This window comes from Brevibacillus composti (assembly GCF_016406105.1).
Classification (GTDB): domain Bacteria; phylum Bacillota; class Bacilli; order Brevibacillales; family Brevibacillaceae; genus Brevibacillus; species Brevibacillus composti.
This window is the reverse complement of record NZ_CP066308.1, coordinates 2,951,454-2,967,004: the sequence shown is the minus strand read 5'-3', so window position 1 is coordinate 2,967,004 and position 15,551 is coordinate 2,951,454. Positions and strand designations below refer to the sequence as shown.

18 protein-coding genes and 1 pseudogene are annotated in these 15,551 nt (G+C 53.1%); 16 read left to right on the top strand and 3 right to left on the bottom strand.

All coding sequences use genetic code 11. The features are described from left to right. The first annotated feature begins 172 nt into the window (after positions 1-172). From JD108_RS15125 to JD108_RS15095, 7 genes are all read left to right on the top strand, one after another. On the top strand, positions 173-436 hold the full coding sequence (locus tag JD108_RS15125) for an IreB family regulatory phosphoprotein (protein WP_198826856.1): 264 nt from the start codon (positions 173-175) through the stop codon (positions 434-436). A gap of 8 nt (positions 437-444) precedes the next feature. Continuing rightward, positions 445-861, top strand: coding sequence for a Holliday junction resolvase RuvX (ruvX, locus tag JD108_RS15120; RefSeq protein WP_198826855.1), 417 nt, complete (start codon positions 445-447; stop codon positions 859-861). Between the two features lie 5 nt (positions 862-866). Next, positions 867-1,157 (top strand): DUF1292 domain-containing protein, encoded by a 291-nt coding sequence (locus tag JD108_RS15115; RefSeq protein ID WP_198826854.1) that lies wholly within the window; start codon positions 867-869, stop codon positions 1,155-1,157. A 421-nt stretch (positions 1,158-1,578) separates the two neighbouring features. Beyond that, complete coding sequence (gene mltG / locus JD108_RS15110; RefSeq protein ID WP_198830145.1) at positions 1,579-2,670, top strand: endolytic transglycosylase MltG; 1,092 nt, start codon at positions 1,579-1,581, stop codon at positions 2,668-2,670. A 43-nt stretch (positions 2,671-2,713) separates the two neighbouring features. After that, positions 2,714-3,412 (top strand): O-methyltransferase, encoded by a 699-nt coding sequence (locus JD108_RS15105; RefSeq protein ID WP_198826853.1) that lies wholly within the window; start codon positions 2,714-2,716, stop codon positions 3,410-3,412. 17 nt (positions 3,413-3,429) lie between these two features. Then, positions 3,430-4,074: a uridine kinase gene (udk, locus tag JD108_RS15100; protein WP_198826852.1), complete on the top strand. Its 645-nt coding sequence runs from the start codon at positions 3,430-3,432 to the stop codon at positions 4,072-4,074. 124 nt (positions 4,075-4,198) lie between these two features. After that, on the top strand, positions 4,199-5,992 hold the full coding sequence (locus JD108_RS15095) for a peptidoglycan D,D-transpeptidase FtsI family protein (protein ID WP_198826851.1): 1,794 nt from the start codon (positions 4,199-4,201) through the stop codon (positions 5,990-5,992). Here JD108_RS15095 and JD108_RS15090 read toward each other — a convergent pair. Beyond that, positions 5,940-6,431 carry a Mov34/MPN/PAD-1 family protein gene (locus JD108_RS15090; protein WP_198826850.1) on the bottom strand — a complete coding sequence of 164 codons (492 nt, stop codon included), beginning with the start codon at positions 6,429-6,431 and terminating at the stop codon, positions 5,940-5,942. The two genes, JD108_RS15095 and JD108_RS15090, sit on opposite strands and share 53 nt — an antisense overlap. A 177-nt stretch (positions 6,432-6,608) precedes the next feature. On the opposite strand from JD108_RS15090, the gene JD108_RS15085 reads away from it, so the two are divergent. The 3 genes from JD108_RS15085 to JD108_RS15075 all read left to right on the top strand — a co-directional run bounded on the left by JD108_RS15085 (position 6,609) and on the right by JD108_RS15075 (position 9,594). Then, positions 6,609-7,676 (top strand): HD-GYP domain-containing protein, encoded by a 1,068-nt coding sequence (locus tag JD108_RS15085; protein WP_198826849.1) that lies wholly within the window; start codon positions 6,609-6,611, stop codon positions 7,674-7,676. Positions 7,677-7,846: 170 nt separating this feature from the next. After that, positions 7,847-8,413 carry a GNAT family N-acetyltransferase gene (locus JD108_RS15080; RefSeq protein ID WP_198826848.1) on the top strand — a complete coding sequence of 189 codons (567 nt, stop codon included), beginning with the start codon at positions 7,847-7,849 and terminating at the stop codon, positions 8,411-8,413. A gap of 164 nt (positions 8,414-8,577) precedes the next feature. Next, a complete protein-coding gene (locus tag JD108_RS15075; protein WP_198826847.1) occupies positions 8,578-9,594 on the top strand; it encodes a hypothetical protein in 1,017 nt (338 codons plus the stop codon). 32 nt (positions 9,595-9,626) lie between these two features. On the opposite strand, the gene JD108_RS15070 is transcribed toward JD108_RS15075, so the two are convergent. Further along, positions 9,627-9,797 carry a hypothetical protein gene (locus JD108_RS15070; RefSeq protein WP_198826846.1) on the bottom strand — a complete coding sequence of 57 codons (171 nt, stop codon included), beginning with the start codon at positions 9,795-9,797 and terminating at the stop codon, positions 9,627-9,629. A gap of 245 nt (positions 9,798-10,042) precedes the next feature. Between JD108_RS15070 and JD108_RS15065 the strand changes: the two genes are divergently transcribed. The 3 genes from JD108_RS15065 to JD108_RS15055 all read left to right on the top strand — a co-directional run bounded on the left by JD108_RS15065 (position 10,043) and on the right by JD108_RS15055 (position 11,252). Further along, complete coding sequence (locus JD108_RS15065) at positions 10,043-10,252, top strand: hypothetical protein (protein WP_228728163.1); 210 nt, start codon at positions 10,043-10,045, stop codon at positions 10,250-10,252. 373 nt (positions 10,253-10,625) lie between these two features. Beyond that, the gene (locus tag JD108_RS15060; RefSeq protein WP_198826845.1) at positions 10,626-10,859 is read left to right on the top strand and encodes a hypothetical protein; all 234 of its coding nucleotides are present in this window, start codon (positions 10,626-10,628) and stop codon (positions 10,857-10,859) included. Further along, a complete protein-coding gene (locus tag JD108_RS15055) occupies positions 10,860-11,252 on the top strand; it encodes a PIN domain-containing protein (protein WP_198826844.1) in 393 nt (130 codons plus the stop codon). Between the two features lie 152 nt (positions 11,253-11,404). Here JD108_RS15055 and JD108_RS15050 read toward each other — a convergent pair. Further along, positions 11,405-12,632: pseudogene (locus JD108_RS15050) on the bottom strand (IS110 family RNA-guided transposase). Between the two features lie 284 nt (positions 12,633-12,916). Here JD108_RS15050 and JD108_RS15045 point away from each other — a divergent pair. The 3 genes from JD108_RS15045 to JD108_RS15035 all read left to right on the top strand — a co-directional run bounded on the left by JD108_RS15045 (position 12,917) and on the right by JD108_RS15035 (position 15,440). Continuing rightward, positions 12,917-13,360: a hypothetical protein gene (locus JD108_RS15045; RefSeq protein WP_198826843.1), complete on the top strand. Its 444-nt coding sequence runs from the start codon at positions 12,917-12,919 to the stop codon at positions 13,358-13,360. Then, positions 13,357-15,021 carry an SWIM zinc finger family protein gene (locus JD108_RS15040; RefSeq protein WP_198826842.1) on the top strand — a complete coding sequence of 555 codons (1,665 nt, stop codon included), beginning with the start codon at positions 13,357-13,359 and terminating at the stop codon, positions 15,019-15,021. The genes JD108_RS15045 and JD108_RS15040 overlap by 4 nt, the downstream gene beginning before the upstream one ends. 176 nt (positions 15,022-15,197) lie before the next feature. Next, positions 15,198-15,440 (top strand): DUF6508 domain-containing protein, encoded by a 243-nt coding sequence (locus JD108_RS15035; RefSeq protein WP_198826841.1) that lies wholly within the window; start codon positions 15,198-15,200, stop codon positions 15,438-15,440. Positions 15,441-15,551: the final 111 nt, after the last annotated feature.

Genomic DNA, 15,551 nt, shown 5'->3' with positions numbered 1-15,551 from the left:
CGCCGGCGGCAGCGCCAACATGACAGGGGAGCCGCCCATTCTCACAGCATTCGCCAACTTTCGCGGAAAAGTGTAGGCACAACAAGGAAAAGAGGTTGGGCGAAGCGAAGTAGTACGGTAGAATTGAGCAACGAGCCATGTGGAAGAGTCTCTATGAATCGAGGTGTAGATCGTGAGTTCGATGGACAATACCATGAAGTTCACGGTGCCCAAAGAGAATAAGGCAGAGGAAGTACGGGAAACCTTGACCGAGGTGTATCAAGCCTTGCAAGAGAAAGGCTACAATCCGATTACCCAGATTGTCGGCTACCTCTTGTCTGGAGATCCGGCGTTCATTCCCCGCCATAACAATGCAAGAAGCCTGATTGGCAAAATCGAGCGGGACCGCATCATTGAAGAGTTGGTGACCGTGTATTTGACAGAACAACGTAAGTAGGCGAGCGTATGAAGCGGATTATGGGATTGGATCTGGGCGACAAGACCATCGGGGTCGCTGTCAGCGATGAGATGGGCTGGACTGCCCAGGGCGTGGAGACAATCAAACGCCAATCGCGGGAAAAGGATCTGGCGCGGTTGGACGAGCTGATTGCCAGCTACCAGGTGGGAGAAATTGTCGTCGGTCTGCCCAAGAACATGAACGGAACCATCGGCCCCCGGGGCGAGAGCTGTCAGGCTTTTGCCCGCATGCTGGAAGAGCGGATGGCGCTGCCTGTTCATCTCTGGGACGAGAGGCTGACGACGATGGCGGCGGAGCGGATGCTGATCGCTGCAGATGTCAGCCGGCAAAAGCGCAAAAAAGTAATAGACAAAATGGCGGCGGTACTCATTCTGCAGGGGTATCTGGACGCCAAATCGAGGTGACGAGCATGAGTGAAGAGGTTTTTGAGGAGTTTGAAGTAGGCGATGTAATCGCGCTGACTGAAGAAGGCAGCGATGACCCGCGAGATTTCCGCATCATGTATATTTTTGACATCGAGGATCGTTCCTATCTGGTCCTGGTGCCGGTCGATCAGGAGGAGGAAGAGGAGTACGAAGTGCACTTCCTTCGCTATGACGGAACCGACATGCTGCAGCCGATCGAGGACGATGAAGAGTGGGAGCAGGTAGAAGCCACTTTCGAAACCTTGATCACCGATCTGGAAAAAGAAGATTTGTAAGCGATCACCAGGTAGAAAAAACGAGAGGAATGGAGATCCTCTCGTTTTTTTTATGGGCCCACGTTTTTCCCGAATCACCGCAGAAAAATCGGCGGCAGATGCAAAGAGCGGCGAGCAGGAGATCAGAATAAGAGAAAGGGCTTGGCCGCGGAGAACCCTCACTATCCATTTCAAAAGCGTCAGCATTTTTTCCATCATACGTTCCTTTTTATCCGCATTTTCCGTATGGATTGCGCAGTCTGCCTGCTGATCCGCACATGGGCGCGCTCTTGCGGCAGTTGATGACAAGATGGACCTGCTTTCGGTATAATGTAACGGATAATGGGCGGGTCTTGCATGACTCGACCGTGATGTGTGGTTTGCCGCAGGAATTTTCTCTTGTGTAGAGGAACCACCAAAGGAGGACTCTACTGTGAATGCCATGTATATGGATCATGATGATCAACCGGATCACCCGCCGGGGAAAAAGCGGCGGCGGGGCGGCCGTCTTCTGCGGATCCTGGTCATCCTGTGCTGCGTGATTCTGCTTGGTCTGGGAGGGGCCGCTTACTACGTCTACCAGGGACTGCAGCCCGTCGCTGGCGAGGCTGTGGAGAAACGAGTGGAGATACCCGCTGGTTCGTCTGTCAAACAGATAGGCCGGATCCTGCACGAAAACGGTTTGATACGCAATCCGGATCTGTTCACATACTATGTCAAATACAAAGGGACCGGCTCGCGTCTGCAGGCCGGGGCCTACCAGTTTCAGACCGGGCAGAGCATCGACGAGCTCGTGCTAGCGATGGCGGACGGAAATACAGTGGTGGACGCCAGCCGGTTTACCATTCCGGAGGGGTGGAATGTCGAGCAAATCGCTGATCATCTGGCCGAGAAGGAATTGGTGGACAAGGCCAAATTCCTTGCCGAAGTGAATCAGGGGAGCTTTCCCGAATACCCGTTCGTGGCGTCTATTCCAGTCAAAGAAGGGCGTAAATACCGGTTGGAAGGTTATTTGTTCCCGGAGACGTACGAGATCAAAAAGGGAGCGACGGAGCGCGAGATCATCGCGAAAATGCTGGCTCAGTTCCAAAAAGAGTGGAAGCCCGAGTGGGACGAGCAGCTAAAAAAGCTGAACATGACCATGGATGAAGCGGTCACGCTGGCGTCCATCGTGGAGCGCGAGGTTGTCGTGGACAAGGAGCGGCCGGTAGTGGCGGGCGTCTACTACAACCGCATGCGGGAAGGCTGGCTGCTGCAGGCAGACGCGACGGTGCAGTTCGTCCTCGGAAAGCAGCGGGACCGGATCACGTATGACGACCTGAAGGTAGAAAGCCCGTATAACACCTATCTTTATCCGGGACTGCCGCCGGGGCCCATCGCCAATGCCGGCAGAGAGTCGCTTGCCGCTGTCGCGTATCCCGAGCAGCATGACTACTTCTTTTATGTAACCAAAAAGGACGGCACCTCCGAGCATTACTTCTCCCGCACGCTGCAGGAGCATGAGGCCAATGACCGAAAGAGCCGCGGCAAGTAAGGGATGCAGGGAATGATCCGGTTGTGATGAAGGGGATGACGAGATGATCACCAATCCTGTGATCGAAGACTACGTAGCGGGACTGGTTCCCCCGCGTTCGCCGCTCTTGGAGCGCCTGGAGAGGGAAGCAGAGGCGGAAGGGATACCGATCGTGCAGCTGCCGACGGCCCAGGTGATGCGCGCATTTTTGCGGCTGCATCGGCCTAAACAAATCTTGGAGATCGGGACCGCGATCGGCTACTCGACGATCTGGATGGCGGAAGCCGCGCCGGATGCGAAGATCGTGACGATGGATATCGACGAGGAGAGGCTCAAGCGGGCCAAAGCCAATCTGCAGGAAGCGGGCGTCGACGATCGGGTCGAGGTCCTGCTCAGAGATGCGACGACTGGCCTGGCGGAGCCCGCCTCTTTTGACTGTCTGTTTATCGATGCTGCCAAGGGCCAGTACCAAGCCTTTCTGGATCTCTATCTGCCGATGCTGCGTCCGGGGGGCATGGTTCTGAGCGACAATGTGCTGTTCCGCGGTCTGGTGGCGACGCCGGAGGAAGCGGGGAAAAGACAGCGCCCTTTGGTGGACAAGCTGAACCGTTTTAATCAATACCTGACACAGCACCCGGATCTGGACACGACGTTCATACCGGTAGGGGACGGGCTGGCGGTCAGTTTCAAAAAGGTAACCACAAAGAATAATCGCAAACAAGCAACAAAGAACCTCAGAACATCTGTACTTGAGGGCTGCTAGAGGAAGGGGATATGTACATGGGTCACCCCGTCGTGATTGGGGTAGCAGGGGGAAGCGGTTCCGGCAAAACGACTGTGGCGAGGGAGTTGTTCCGCCAGTTCCAGAACGACAGCGTCACGATGATTGAGCAGGATTCCTACTACAAGGATCAAAGCCATCTCAGCCTCGAAGAGAGGGCACTTACCAACTATGATCATCCGTTCGCTTTTGACAATGACTTGATGCTGCATCATTTGCAGGAGCTGATCGGAGGGCGGGCGATCGACAAGCCAATCTACGATTTCAAGCTGCACACGCGCAAGCAGGAGACGGTGCGCGTCGAGCCAAAGGATGTCATCATCCTGGAAGGCATGCTGATTCTGGAGGACGCGCGCATTCGCGACATGATGGATATCAAGGTATTTGTCGACACGGATGCGGATGTGCGGATCGTCCGCCGGATCGTCCGCGACATCGAGGAGCGGGGACGTTCTCTCGACTCGGTGGTCAACCAGTACCTGAGCATCGTGCGTCCCATGCACCTGCAATTTATCGAACCGACAAAGCGCTACGCCGATGTCATCGTCCCGGAGGGCGGGTACAACCGCGTCGCACTGGATTTATTGTCCACCAAGATCCGCGACATTCTGCTGGAGAAGCAGCAAGTGGGAAAACACTCCTGACAGACAAAGGCATATCGCAGCAGACAGCATAAGCAAGCACGCCGACCCAAAGGCGTGCTTTTCTGTTTCTCCCCCCTTCATTCGGGCAATACTGGATGAAAAAGGCAGGGGAGGGACGAGAAAGATGCAGGTAGAGAGGCGCATCAAAAGAAGACATTTTATTCTGCTGCTCGGCATGACCTTTCTCTGGATCGGACTGATCGCGAGACTGTGGTGGATACAACTGGCAGCAGCCCACCGCTTCACCAGCCGGGGCATCGATCTGGTCAAAAATTCGGTGAAGCAGCGGCAGCAAAGCATCGTTCTGCACAGCGGCAGAGGCGACATCCTGGATCGAAACGGCTATCGTTTCACAGGCGAAGAACAGCAGGCGCTGATTCTGTTTCCTCTGGCCAGAGGCAGCCTGAAGGGGACAGACGGCCTCAAACGGGTAGCCGCGATCGCCCGCGTGAGCGAAGAGAGGCTGTCCGAAGAGATGCAGAATGCCAAAGTGCCCGTCATGCTGCGGGATGAAAGCAAACGCCTGATCACGCTGTCGGAGCGGCAGGCCGAACAGATCAATCAATTGGCGATCCCGGGGATCGTCTCTTTGCTGGTGACGGAACGGTATCGCGAGGATGAAGTGGCGAAGCATGTGACGGGCTACATCCATCGCAATCCGCAACTGGTACAGTCGCTCTACCCGGATGAGTGGGAACAGGGGAAGAAAAACGCCGAAACGACCGTCGGCGCGTCAGGCCTGGAGCGCAGCTTCGACCGCTTTTTGCAGGGAATCGAGCCATCCACCTTGTCCTATTACGTAGATGGACAAGGCAACCCATTGCGTGGACTGGACATCCGCTATACGCAGCAGAAAAACGAGTATTACCCGCTCTCCCTGATCACCACGCTGGATGCGGACGTGCAGCGGTTGGCTGAACGGATCGCAGATGAAGAGAGACTGGAGCAGGGGTCGATCGTCGTACTGGATGTCGCAACTGGCGATGTGGTGGCCATGGCGAGCCGTCCCACCTACGATCAAACGCGCGTCGATGTGGAAAAAGGCGCCTGGAAAAATCGGGCCGTCAAGCAGATCCCGCCCGGTTCTGTCTTTAAAATCGTCGTGGCCGCCGCCGCTCTCGCCGAAGGGATCGTCTCCCCAACGGAGCGCTTTTCCTGTCAGGGCAGCTACGGTAAATACGGGTTTTCCTGCTGGAAAAAAGAGGGGCATGGATCGCTCACGATGGAAGAGGCTTTTGCCCATTCCTGCAACATCGCCTTTGCGGAAATCGCCAAGCGGATCGGCGGCGACAAGCTGGATGAATACGCACGCCGTCTGGGCCTTTTGACGCAAGTGGGCCATCGCACTGCCCATCTGTTTAAGCTGGAAGGCTTTCGGCAGCTGGACGGCGAAGAAAACGGCCGAGTCTTTTTGGAGCCGCAGTCGGGCAAGGATGAAGGTGTGCTGATCCAGACGTCGATCGGGCAGAGGGATGTGAGAATCACGCCGCTGCAGGCCGCCAATATGATGGCTACGATCGTCCGCGGGGGACAGCCGGGACAAGTGAGGCTGGTATCGGAGATCACCTATAAAAACGGGCAGTCCTTCTTCCGTTTTCCCGTCCAAAGGCTGGACGAGGCGGGCATCGACTACGTGACGGCCAAAAAGCTCAGAAGGATGCTCAGACAGGTGGTGACGGAGGGGACAGGCAAGCATCTGGCCCAAAGCCCCTGGCCGATCGCCGGAAAAAGCGGGACAGCGCAGACCGGCGCCGGGCATCAGGAACGAAACCATCTCTGGTTTGCCGGATATGCGCCGTATGACGATCCGCGCTATGCCCTCTGCGTCGTGGCCGAAAATCAGTCCTCGTCGGGCGGCAATCGGGCTATGGAGATTTTCCGCCGCGTGGTGGCTGAGCTGGCCGGTCAATCAGACTGAGATTCTTCACCTCACGGAACGCCTCATCCAACAGGAAGGCCCGGGCCCGCAGCTCGTTCCGCTTGTCGAGACCGACGATCAGCATAAAGGGAGAAGTGGACATGTAGATGGACTGGGAAGCCTTTTCCCAGACGGTGCGGCGGTCTGCCTTGCTGGGAGAGAGCCGGCGAACGGTATGGCTGTGCCAGTCGCCGATGTAATCCCACCGCCTCCGTCTGCTTTGCCTTTTAATCAGTTGAAAGAGGTACTGATCATCAAACATGATAGAATGGGGCTGATGAATGGCGTTGGGACCGGGACCGCTCGCATAGGTCACCAGCCACTCCTCCTCGCCCAAGGAATACCCCATCAGAATCCCGCCTGTCTCCAGATCAGGCCGTTTTCGCACTGCTTGCTCAATCTGTTTCCACGCTTTCCGTGTGAGATACAATGAGGCCATGTTGCAGGGGAACCTCCTCTTTTCAGACATCACCGTTCCTGACAGACCGCGTGTTATTATATGAAGGAGCTGCATGATGTGACTTAGGGAGAAAGGCGCAGAAGAAAAAGTTGTTGCCAGCCATGTGACACTTTTCCTATAATTTAGGAAAATGGGTATAAGGGAAGGTTTGATCCTATGTTACTGGCTTCTGTCAACCATTCACTTATTGGACGTGTTTTGGAGCAGGATCTGTATACAGATGCAGGGGTACTGCTTTTGACCAAAACCACTGTTTTGACGGAGAACCACATCCGTATGCTTCGTATGCAGCATATCCGAAATGTATATGTAAGTGATCACGGTTGGTCAGAAGGCGATGGAGAAGTGATCTCGAGCCAACTGCTGGAAATGGAAATCGACCATGAAAGCGTCTCTTCTTATCTCGAAGCCATGGAGGATACGAGACGCCTGTTCGAAGCGGTTCAACTGGACAACATGCCCAAATTGGAAGCGTTTACAGAGGCCTTTCAAAAGGTGGCTGCCTGTACGGAAAAGCGGATGAGCCTGTTTCGTTCCCTGTACGTGCTGGAGGGGGCCGACAGCTATACCTATCGCCACTCCATCAATGTCGGAATTCTCTCCGCTCTGATTGCCCGGCTGCTCAAATGGGATGAAGAAATGGTGCAGGTCATGGGGGCAGCGGGTTTTCTGCACGATATCGGAAAGATGAAGATCTCCAAAGAAATCCTGCTCAAACCGGATCAATTGACCAAGCAGGAGTTTGAAGAGATGAAAAAGCATACCATCTACGGCTACGAGCTCATAAATGGAATGGAGGGCAAATGCGAGACGCTGGCGCTTTGCGCCCTGCTTCACCACGAGAGACTGGACGGCTCCGGCTACCCGGAAGGCAGGACGAGGGAAGAGATCCCGATCGCCTGTCAGGTGCTGGCGGTGGCAGACATCTTTGACGCCATCTGCTCGGATCGCGTCTACAAGACGCGCACCTCCCCTTTTGAAGCGGCCCAGCAATTGTGGAAGCTGGCCTGTGACGGCTTGATCAACATCGAGATCGTTCAGGTGTTCGTCCACTATATCGCACAGCTGTACGTCGGATCGCGGGCGAGGCTGAGCGATGGAGATGACGTGGAAATTATCCTGATTCATCAAGACGAACCGATGAGGCCACTGGTCCGCAGAAGAGAAGAGTTTATCGATTTGCGCTATCATCGCCAGCTTTTGATTGAAAAGCTGATCGTCTAAAACAGGAATGATAGGGAGAGACGCCTGCTCGAGGGAGCGGCGTTTTTTCGTTGATCCTGTTACTCGGGGTCGAACTTTTTCCCGCTTTATGGCACAATGGTACGGTGTGTCCATCCGCCGATCTTTTATGCAAAGGACATCTAGCGGCGGATGCAGCAGGGAGGTAAACCATGATACGATACGCAGCCGCGGAGGATGCTCACTGGGCAGCTCCTCTGATCTTTGAAGCGATCGGCGATATTGCCTATACGTTGACCGGCGCGGGCAGACCGGAGGATGCGATTCAGGTGCTGGCCTCGTTTTTCCGGGAAAAGAACAACCGGATCAGCTACGAGAACAGCCTGGTGGCCATGGCGGGAGAAGAACCGGTCGGCCTATTGATTTGCTACCACGGGAGCCGGACGGAAGAGCTGGACAGGCCGTTTGCCGACCGACTCCAGCATATGACCGGAACCGCCCCCACGATTGTAAAGGAGGCACGCTCCGACGAATTCTACCTGGATACGCTGGTCGTCTCACCGCGCCATCGGGGAAAAGGAGTGGGCAAAAAACTGCTCCTCCGTTTTGAGGAAGAGGCGGTCAAGCAAGGCTATGATCGCACGGCTTTGCTGGTCGAGGAGGAAAACAGGCGCGCACGCAACCTGTACGAACAGATGGGCTACCATCCCGACGGTATGCTCAGGGTAAGCGGGCACGGGTACCATCATATGGTCAAGCTCCTGGCCGTCCCGATCTAATTCCAGAAAAAGAAGTAGGCGATAAGCCCCGGAGTGCAGATGAATGCCGCTCCGGGGCTTAGTCATATCGTACGATTTCAAAGAGCAGGCAGAGAGTCTCACAGGGAGGATATGGTAGAATGAGAGAATCTACGGAGAAAATCGGAACGTAAAGGGGTCGCAGCATGAAAGAGAAGAAAAAATGGCTTTGGATACTCGTGGCTCTCGCGGTTTGTGTGGGGGGAGGGTTTGCCGTACGCTCCCTGACGGCCGTCACCTATGCCGAAGGCTATCTGTTTGCCGCAGACGATCGGCTGCTCCACGCCCGCGTCATCCCCGGGAAAGAAGAGGTGGCCGTAGAGCTGGAGGAAGCAAAGATAGAGTCCAAGGATGGCTTGCCAGCGGTTATCATTGAGTACCACCAGTACAAAGGAACCGTGGACGGGAACAGCCTCCTGCTCCAAACGAAGGAGGGAGAAAAGTTCGCGGCGACGGTCGATCAGGAGACGCTGGTTTTTCAGCAGACGTGGTTGGAGGAGTACGGTCCCGAGACACGATTGCTCGCCGTCCAAGCAGCGGATTATCGACAGAAAATGGAGGAACTGAATCGGCGGGCCCGCGCAGAAGCGGAAGAGATCCAGAAACAGATCGCCGAACAAAAAGCGCAGGAGCGGGCCGCCCTGGACAAACAGGTCAAACAGTTTGAGCGGCTGGAGGCAGATATTCGCGAACATATCGATTATATTGCCGATTACCAGGTAGCTGAGGAGCAAGCAGCCTATGAGCAGCATCTGGCCGACCTGCAGGCGCTGCATCAGGAAATAACCGCCATGGGACCCAAAGCGGGCCTCTCCGCCACCGAAACCGCTCTCGCGGAGTCCCTGGCCAGCAGTATGAACATGCTCATGGATGGCGTTCACACCCTGGATGATAAAGTCGGAAAGAAAGCCAAGGCGCTCGCAGGCATCATCGATACGCTGCAAGACGATATGGAACAGGCCCAAGCGCTGTGGGAGCAGCTCAAGGAGACACACCTAGACGTAGGCAAGCGGGGAGAAGCGTTTGCCGAGACGTTGAAAGCGGGGACAGCCGCGCTGGCGGAGGCGAGGAAAAATGCAGCGGCGGCCGATAAGATGTTGAAGACCTATAGAAAACAGGCGGAGGATACCTACAAGCAGGCGACGGCCGGATTGGCCCCGTAGGGCTGGATTTACCCAAATGGGTCGCCTACGATTCAGCTTGTCCTCGGCTTTCCTCCATTCTCCTGCGTGTGCGCATCTGCCGCCGCCTTTTCGCTGCAGGAGGTGCAACTGATCGTCTGGTCATCATGGATGACTCCGACGAAGAATCCGTTTTGGCAATAGAGTTCTTTGTTGCAGGACTTGCAATACCCGATCAACTCCATACGGCCACACTTCCTTTCTGTTACCAGTATAAGACAATCGTTGACGGAATGGACCCACGGTAAAGGCAATTTCTCTATGGATCAGACCGATCTATGCGGAGAAATTGCCTTTGCTATTGTGAGGGGGATAAGCGCATGCACGTCGGAGAAAAAACGGAGGAACCGAATAGCCCGGTACAGGCACGTGTAGGCAGGAGCCCACATAAGGTTAAATAAACGGATATCCTTCGTGGGAGGTGGCAAGCGTGTCCAGCATCTTTGCAGCGCTATCGCTGTTCATCAAAGAAATCATGCTGTTCGTGGCCTATGTCAAGAACAATGCTTTTCCCCAGCCGCTGCCTGACACAGAAGAGGAAAAGTATCTCCGGCTGATGGCCAAGGGTGATCCGATGGCGAGGAACAAGCTAATCGAACATAACCTGCGGCTGGTCGCCCATATTGTGAACACGTTATGAACACGAACCGATGTCAGGAAGCGGCGCGGTTTGTGTGCAGCGGGAGGTTTGTTCGGTGAGGGCGGACAAGCCATCTGGATCGATAAGCTATTCCGAAAGAGGCCAGCTTATCTCCTTCTGGATTTTGAGTGTGTTATGTTATACTGTTGGTAACACGAAATGAAGCGCTCCAGTATGACAGAAGAAACGATTATGACATACAAACTTGGTATAGAGATGAGTACATCAGAAATCCTGAAATCATTTTCTCATGATGACTTTCGCCAATGAATTCCGTGTCTGTTATGGCTAACGGTAAAAGGCATTTCTCCTGTATCCGTTGCCGGTATGATATAAGAGCTCAAATCTCAGATTGGAAGGAGGACGTCCTTTAATGTCCCTGCCCAAAAAAATGGATCAACAAACGGCAAATGAGCTTCGCTCCATTTTGACGAAAATGAATATTACGCAAAGCAAAGTGAAAATTAATTTGGATAACCAAACGATTGAAGTCGAGGATGACTACTCCATTGATGACATACTCGAATCGGCAGGAATATTGACTCCGGAACAAGCTAAACGATTGACGGACGAAGTCAAAAAAATGCGCGAGGAAGAGTGGAATTAGATGGATGGTTATTTATTCGATACGAATATTGCCATTGCACTGCTTGCAGGTGAGCATGCCGCGTTGGAGTTTGTCAGGCAGGCCAAGGATGATCGAATGCCTATCTATTTTTCCGTTATTACGGAATGTGAAGTGTTCAGCGGATTAGATTCCGAATTTCGCTTGCAAGGGATCAAGCTGTTTAATTCACGCAGATGTATTGAGGTTAGTTCAAGTGTTGCCCGGCTTGCCGGAGACATAAGAAGGGAACAAAGGTCAAAGGGCCGTAAGCTTAAAACCCCAGACGCTATTATTATTGCAACATCTATCGAGCATCAGCTCGGTCTTGTATCAAGAGATCATGACATGAGCTTTGTTCGAGAAGCATTCGGTTTGCCGCTATTCACCATTTAGCCAACCCAGTGTATCTCTGTTGAGGATACAGTGGGTTTATTTATAAGCAACTAGAAAGTCTTTTTCATTCTATCCCGAAAATAATAGTCGCTAAAAAGCACAAAAAGGCCAACCCACCGTTACATCGCTTCAAATTGGAAAATGATAGGGGATTATGCAGTTTGCTCCCGTTCTTTTAACATAACGTCATATCCTAACATTTCCAACTTCCGTATCGCTTGTCGGGCCATCTGTTCACGCCGGCGTTCTTCGTAATAATGAGGCCCCAGTTCGTTGTAAACCTGTTTTTCCTTTAGCAGATGGTAGACGATGGTCAGGATCCGATGGGCCACCGCCACAGCCGCCCGATTGGCCCCTCGTCTGGCGGCAATGCGATGATATAGACTGGACAGATACGTGTGTTTCGTTCGGACTGCTGCCCGTGCCGCCTCGATGAGAGCGCTTCCTAAGCTTCGGATTCCCTTTGGTCGTTCGCCCGGACTTTCGTTTCCCAGCACTTTCGTTGTTCCCTGGAGCCAACCCCGCCCACGAACACAAATGAGCGGCAGACGGCAAGCGGCTCATGTCGGTACCCGTTTCAGCGACAATTTGTTCCGCCGTCCGCCGGGCCACCCCGGGAATGGTTTCCAGCCGCTCCAGGTCTTCCTCAAAAGGGAGCATCCGCCTCTTGATCTCCTCGTCCAACTGTTGAATCAGCGCGTCCAGTTCATCGACGTGCCGCAGTTGGGTTTGGAGCATCAACCGTTGGTGCGGGCCGATCAGTCCTTTGAGCGCGCGCTGGAGATCCGCTTTCTTGTTCTTCAGACGCCGAAGTGCCAACTCCGACAAGGATTCCGGATCAACGTTACCGGCTATCAGCGCTTCGATCATCGCACGCGCCGATTTGCCCAGAATATCGCTGGCTACCGACGACAGTTTGATGTTGGCGCCTTCCAGCACTTTCTGAATCCGGTTGACTTCTCGTGCCCGCTCCTCGATCAGAATACGGCGGTATCGGATCAACTCGCGAAGCTCCCGTTGATCACGTGGCGGAATGAAGCTGCCTCGGAGCAATCCATGCCGGAGCAACGAAGCGATCCACTCGGCATCCTTCACATCGGTTTTTCGTCCGGGAACATGCTTGATATGCTGCGCATTGACGACCAAGGTTTGAATCTCTTCCGTCTCCAACAGGTTATAGACGGGTTTCCAGTAGGAACCGGTGCTTTCCATGGCGGCGTGGGTGCAACCTTTGCTCTTGATCCAGTCCACCATCTGCAACAGATCGTCGGTCATGGTCGAGAATGTGCGGATTTCTTTCTCGTCCGGCGTGATAATGCAGGCCACGACCGTCTTTTTGTGGACATCCAGTCCACAGACATGGCTGTAGACGACATCCATGATGGACAATCTCCTTGCGGCTTTGTCGATTGAGGGCTGGTGCAACGACCACACATGGGCCATTCTATCCCGCGTGCTTCCCGAAGGAGCGACAATCTGTGGTGCACCTGGTCGTTGGGGTCCGTCTAAGAGTCGGGCTCGCAGCACCAAGAAACAACGACCTCCCTCCACCAGCCGCAGGAATATTGTACCGCATTCGCCCATTTTCATCATCTGCTGGTGCCGCATTAGCGGCATGGGGGTCTATGAGGGCATGTGTCATAGCGCATTGAGGGAGAAAAAAGATGTCAAGGAAATTAACAATGAATCCGAACTTTGTCCCTGTTCCTGTTCATGAAACGGACGAGTTGTTCCGAAACGGTATATTTGAATGGAACATCACATGCGTGATTCGAATGATAGAAGACAGTGAAAGGGATTTTTTCAAAACGGCTATCGATATACGATCTGTGTCGCTGTCACCATTTCTAAAAGATGAACATGTCGAGGCTGCGGACCTATCCAAACCGATCATCCAAGCCGAAATTTTGCCTGAGGTTTACCTTACCATCGACGGTAACCATCGTGTAGCAAAAGCTAGAAGAAAGCAGGTACAGCGTCTTGAGGCCTATCGTTTGTCGGCAGACCAACATATTCCCTTCTTTACTTCTGTACGATCTTATCAGACGTTCATCGACTATTGGAATTCCAAGGTGGAAAGAAGCGTCCAAAGGGGGCGGTCCTCTTGAATTTATTCGATTTTTTCAGATTCATTGATCCAGCAGTTGTACACAGAGGGAAGGAATACGCGTCCGAAGGCCGGGTGATTTCCTTGAAATCGTTTGCCGAAAGAAAGTACACTTCGGTTGTGCGCGGGAACGAAGATTATGAGGTCTACGTAGAGCTGGACGACGAGGGAAACATTATGGAATCAGAATGCGATTGTCCGTACGATTTCGGGCCGGTATGCAAGCATCAAGTCGCCGTATTCCTCGAGCTTAAGAATAGAGAAGCAGACGAGGCATCTTCAACGGAGCCGTCTCTCCGGCAACTGTTGGAAGCAGAGAGCAAGGAGAAATTAATCGAATTGCTGCTCTCGATTACATCGGATTCATATGCCGCGGAAGAGCGCATCAGACTCCATTTGTCGAAAAGTGGCGCAGATCAAGAGTTGGACGCCTGCCGACGGTTGATCCGATCCTACATTGACACATATTCGGATGATCATGGTTTTGTGTCTTGGCGGAACGTAAGCCGCGCGGTGGAAGGTGCGGAGATCGTCGCTGAAAAGGCTCTCTCCGCCTTCGATGAAGAGGAATGGTTGCACGGGCTGGCGATTCTGTTTTGCATCATCGAAGAGATGATTGAATTATTGCAGTCCGCCGACGATTCGGACGGTGGAGTCGGGATCGTGATCGAAAGCTGTCTGGAATCGATCTTCAAGCTGGTTCAGGATCACCATCATATTCCGGCGGAAGAACGCTTGAAGATTTTCCACCGGTTGTTGGAGGAGACACACCAGCCTTATTACGACGGGTGGTCGGATTGGCAGCTCGCGCTCCTCGAGGCGGCGGGCGCGCTGATCGAGTCGGAACAGATGCAACATCAATGGGATGATGCGGCGGATTCGCTCCTGGGTCATACGTCCGGAAGCAATTGGTCGCGGGAGTACACAGACGAGCGGGTAACTGTGCTCCGATATGGTCAAATTTTGGAACGTTCAGGTGAAGAACAGGCGAAAGCTTATTTGTATAAACATCTGCATTTCCCGGAAATCCGGGAGATTGCGATTCGTGCGGCGCTTGAGCAAGGCGATGCCGAGGAAGCGATCCGATTGGCAGAGGCCGGGGAAGCTCAAGATCAGGGGCTGCCGGGGCTCGTCTATCGCTGGAAGAAATATCGGTATGAGGCATACCATCGCACAGGACAAGTCGAACAGCAGCGGAAACTCGGGATGGAGCTGATCGTGAACGGAGAGTATGCGTATTATCGCTCTGTGAAGGATACATTTTCCGATGAGGGAGAATGGTCCTTGTATCTGCAAGATCTGTTAGATCAAATGGAGCAGAGCCCGAGGGGAGAGCACACATATACCCAAATCCTGGTGGAAGAGGAGATGTTCGCACGGCTTTTGGAATACGTCCGCAAGGCACCTTACCGAATTGAATCGTTCTATGAGCAATTGCTTCCGCATTACCCGGAGGAGGTGAAGGCGCTTTTCGTGGCATATATCGAATTCCGGGCGGATCAATCCAGGGACAGGCGAGATTACGCCGATGTTTGCCGGATCATTCGAATGCTTCAACAGGTTGGCGGGCGGAAAGAAGCGTTCACCGTCACACAAAAATTGTTAACCAAATTTCCGCGAAGACCGGCTTTCCGGGAGGAGTTGGGGAAGATTCGTTTTTGAAGAAAGACTAGAAGAACCTTTCAAGCTGGAATGTGTAGCCGAAACTTTCTTCACGGAGTCGGTATAGCCGATCATCGAGCAGCGCAGCGGTGAACGGAAAAAGTGTTGGGAGTTTGCCGTCAGAGTTCAAACGATGGGCATCTATCGACTAAAAAATCATTCGGAGAAATTGTTATATGAGAGATGAAATCAACGTTTCAGCTGCCGATATTGATGGTGTCTTGAAATATTTGGAGATTCTGGAACCCATTCCCGATATGATGAAAGCAAAAGGAGACAGGCTTAAAGCAGGAATGATTTGCAGAGATGATGGAGCTTACAAATTTGATTATAAGAGCTTTTACGAAGACAATCGGAATATATTTGACATCGAATCAAAAATAACGAAGGCTTTATACGAGCATAACTTTATCCTTTAGATGGGATAAATGTGAAGCCAAAGATGTAACTGGAGCAAAGTTTGCGTACATATTTATACCAACAAGCCTAGGATTGGTTATCAAGGTTCAGTGTGATGTCTGTAAAAGGGA

Excerpts from the sequence above, each read along its gene's own strand:
- ruvX (WP_198826855.1), top strand. The coding sequence starts at position 445 with ATGAAGCGGATTATGGGATTGGATCTGGGCGACAAGACCATCGGGGTC.
- JD108_RS15115 (WP_198826854.1), top strand. The coding sequence starts at position 867 with ATGAGTGAAGAGGTTTTTGAGGAGTTTGAAGTAGGCGATGTAATCGCG.
- mltG (WP_198830145.1), top strand. The coding sequence starts at position 1,579 with ATGTATATGGATCATGATGATCAACCGGATCACCCGCCGGGGAAAAAG.
- JD108_RS15105 (WP_198826853.1), top strand. The coding sequence starts at position 2,714 with ATGATCACCAATCCTGTGATCGAAGACTACGTAGCGGGACTGGTTCCC.
- udk (WP_198826852.1), top strand. The coding sequence starts at position 3,430 with ATGGGTCACCCCGTCGTGATTGGGGTAGCAGGGGGAAGCGGTTCCGGC.
- JD108_RS15095 (WP_198826851.1), top strand. The coding sequence starts at position 4,199 with ATGCAGGTAGAGAGGCGCATCAAAAGAAGACATTTTATTCTGCTGCTC.
- JD108_RS15090 (WP_198826850.1), bottom strand. The coding sequence starts at position 6,431 with ATGGCCTCATTGTATCTCACACGGAAAGCGTGGAAACAGATTGAGCAA.
- JD108_RS15085 (WP_198826849.1), top strand. The coding sequence starts at position 6,609 with ATGTTACTGGCTTCTGTCAACCATTCACTTATTGGACGTGTTTTGGAG.
- JD108_RS15080 (WP_198826848.1), top strand. The coding sequence starts at position 7,847 with ATGATACGATACGCAGCCGCGGAGGATGCTCACTGGGCAGCTCCTCTG.
- JD108_RS15075 (WP_198826847.1), top strand. The coding sequence starts at position 8,578 with ATGAAAGAGAAGAAAAAATGGCTTTGGATACTCGTGGCTCTCGCGGTT.
- JD108_RS15070 (WP_198826846.1), bottom strand. The coding sequence starts at position 9,797 with ATGGAGTTGATCGGGTATTGCAAGTCCTGCAACAAAGAACTCTATTGC.
- JD108_RS15060 (WP_198826845.1), top strand. The coding sequence starts at position 10,626 with ATGTCCCTGCCCAAAAAAATGGATCAACAAACGGCAAATGAGCTTCGC.
- JD108_RS15055 (WP_198826844.1), top strand. The coding sequence starts at position 10,860 with ATGGATGGTTATTTATTCGATACGAATATTGCCATTGCACTGCTTGCA.
- JD108_RS15045 (WP_198826843.1), top strand. The coding sequence starts at position 12,917 with ATGTCAAGGAAATTAACAATGAATCCGAACTTTGTCCCTGTTCCTGTT.
- JD108_RS15035 (WP_198826841.1), top strand. The coding sequence starts at position 15,198 with ATGAGAGATGAAATCAACGTTTCAGCTGCCGATATTGATGGTGTCTTG.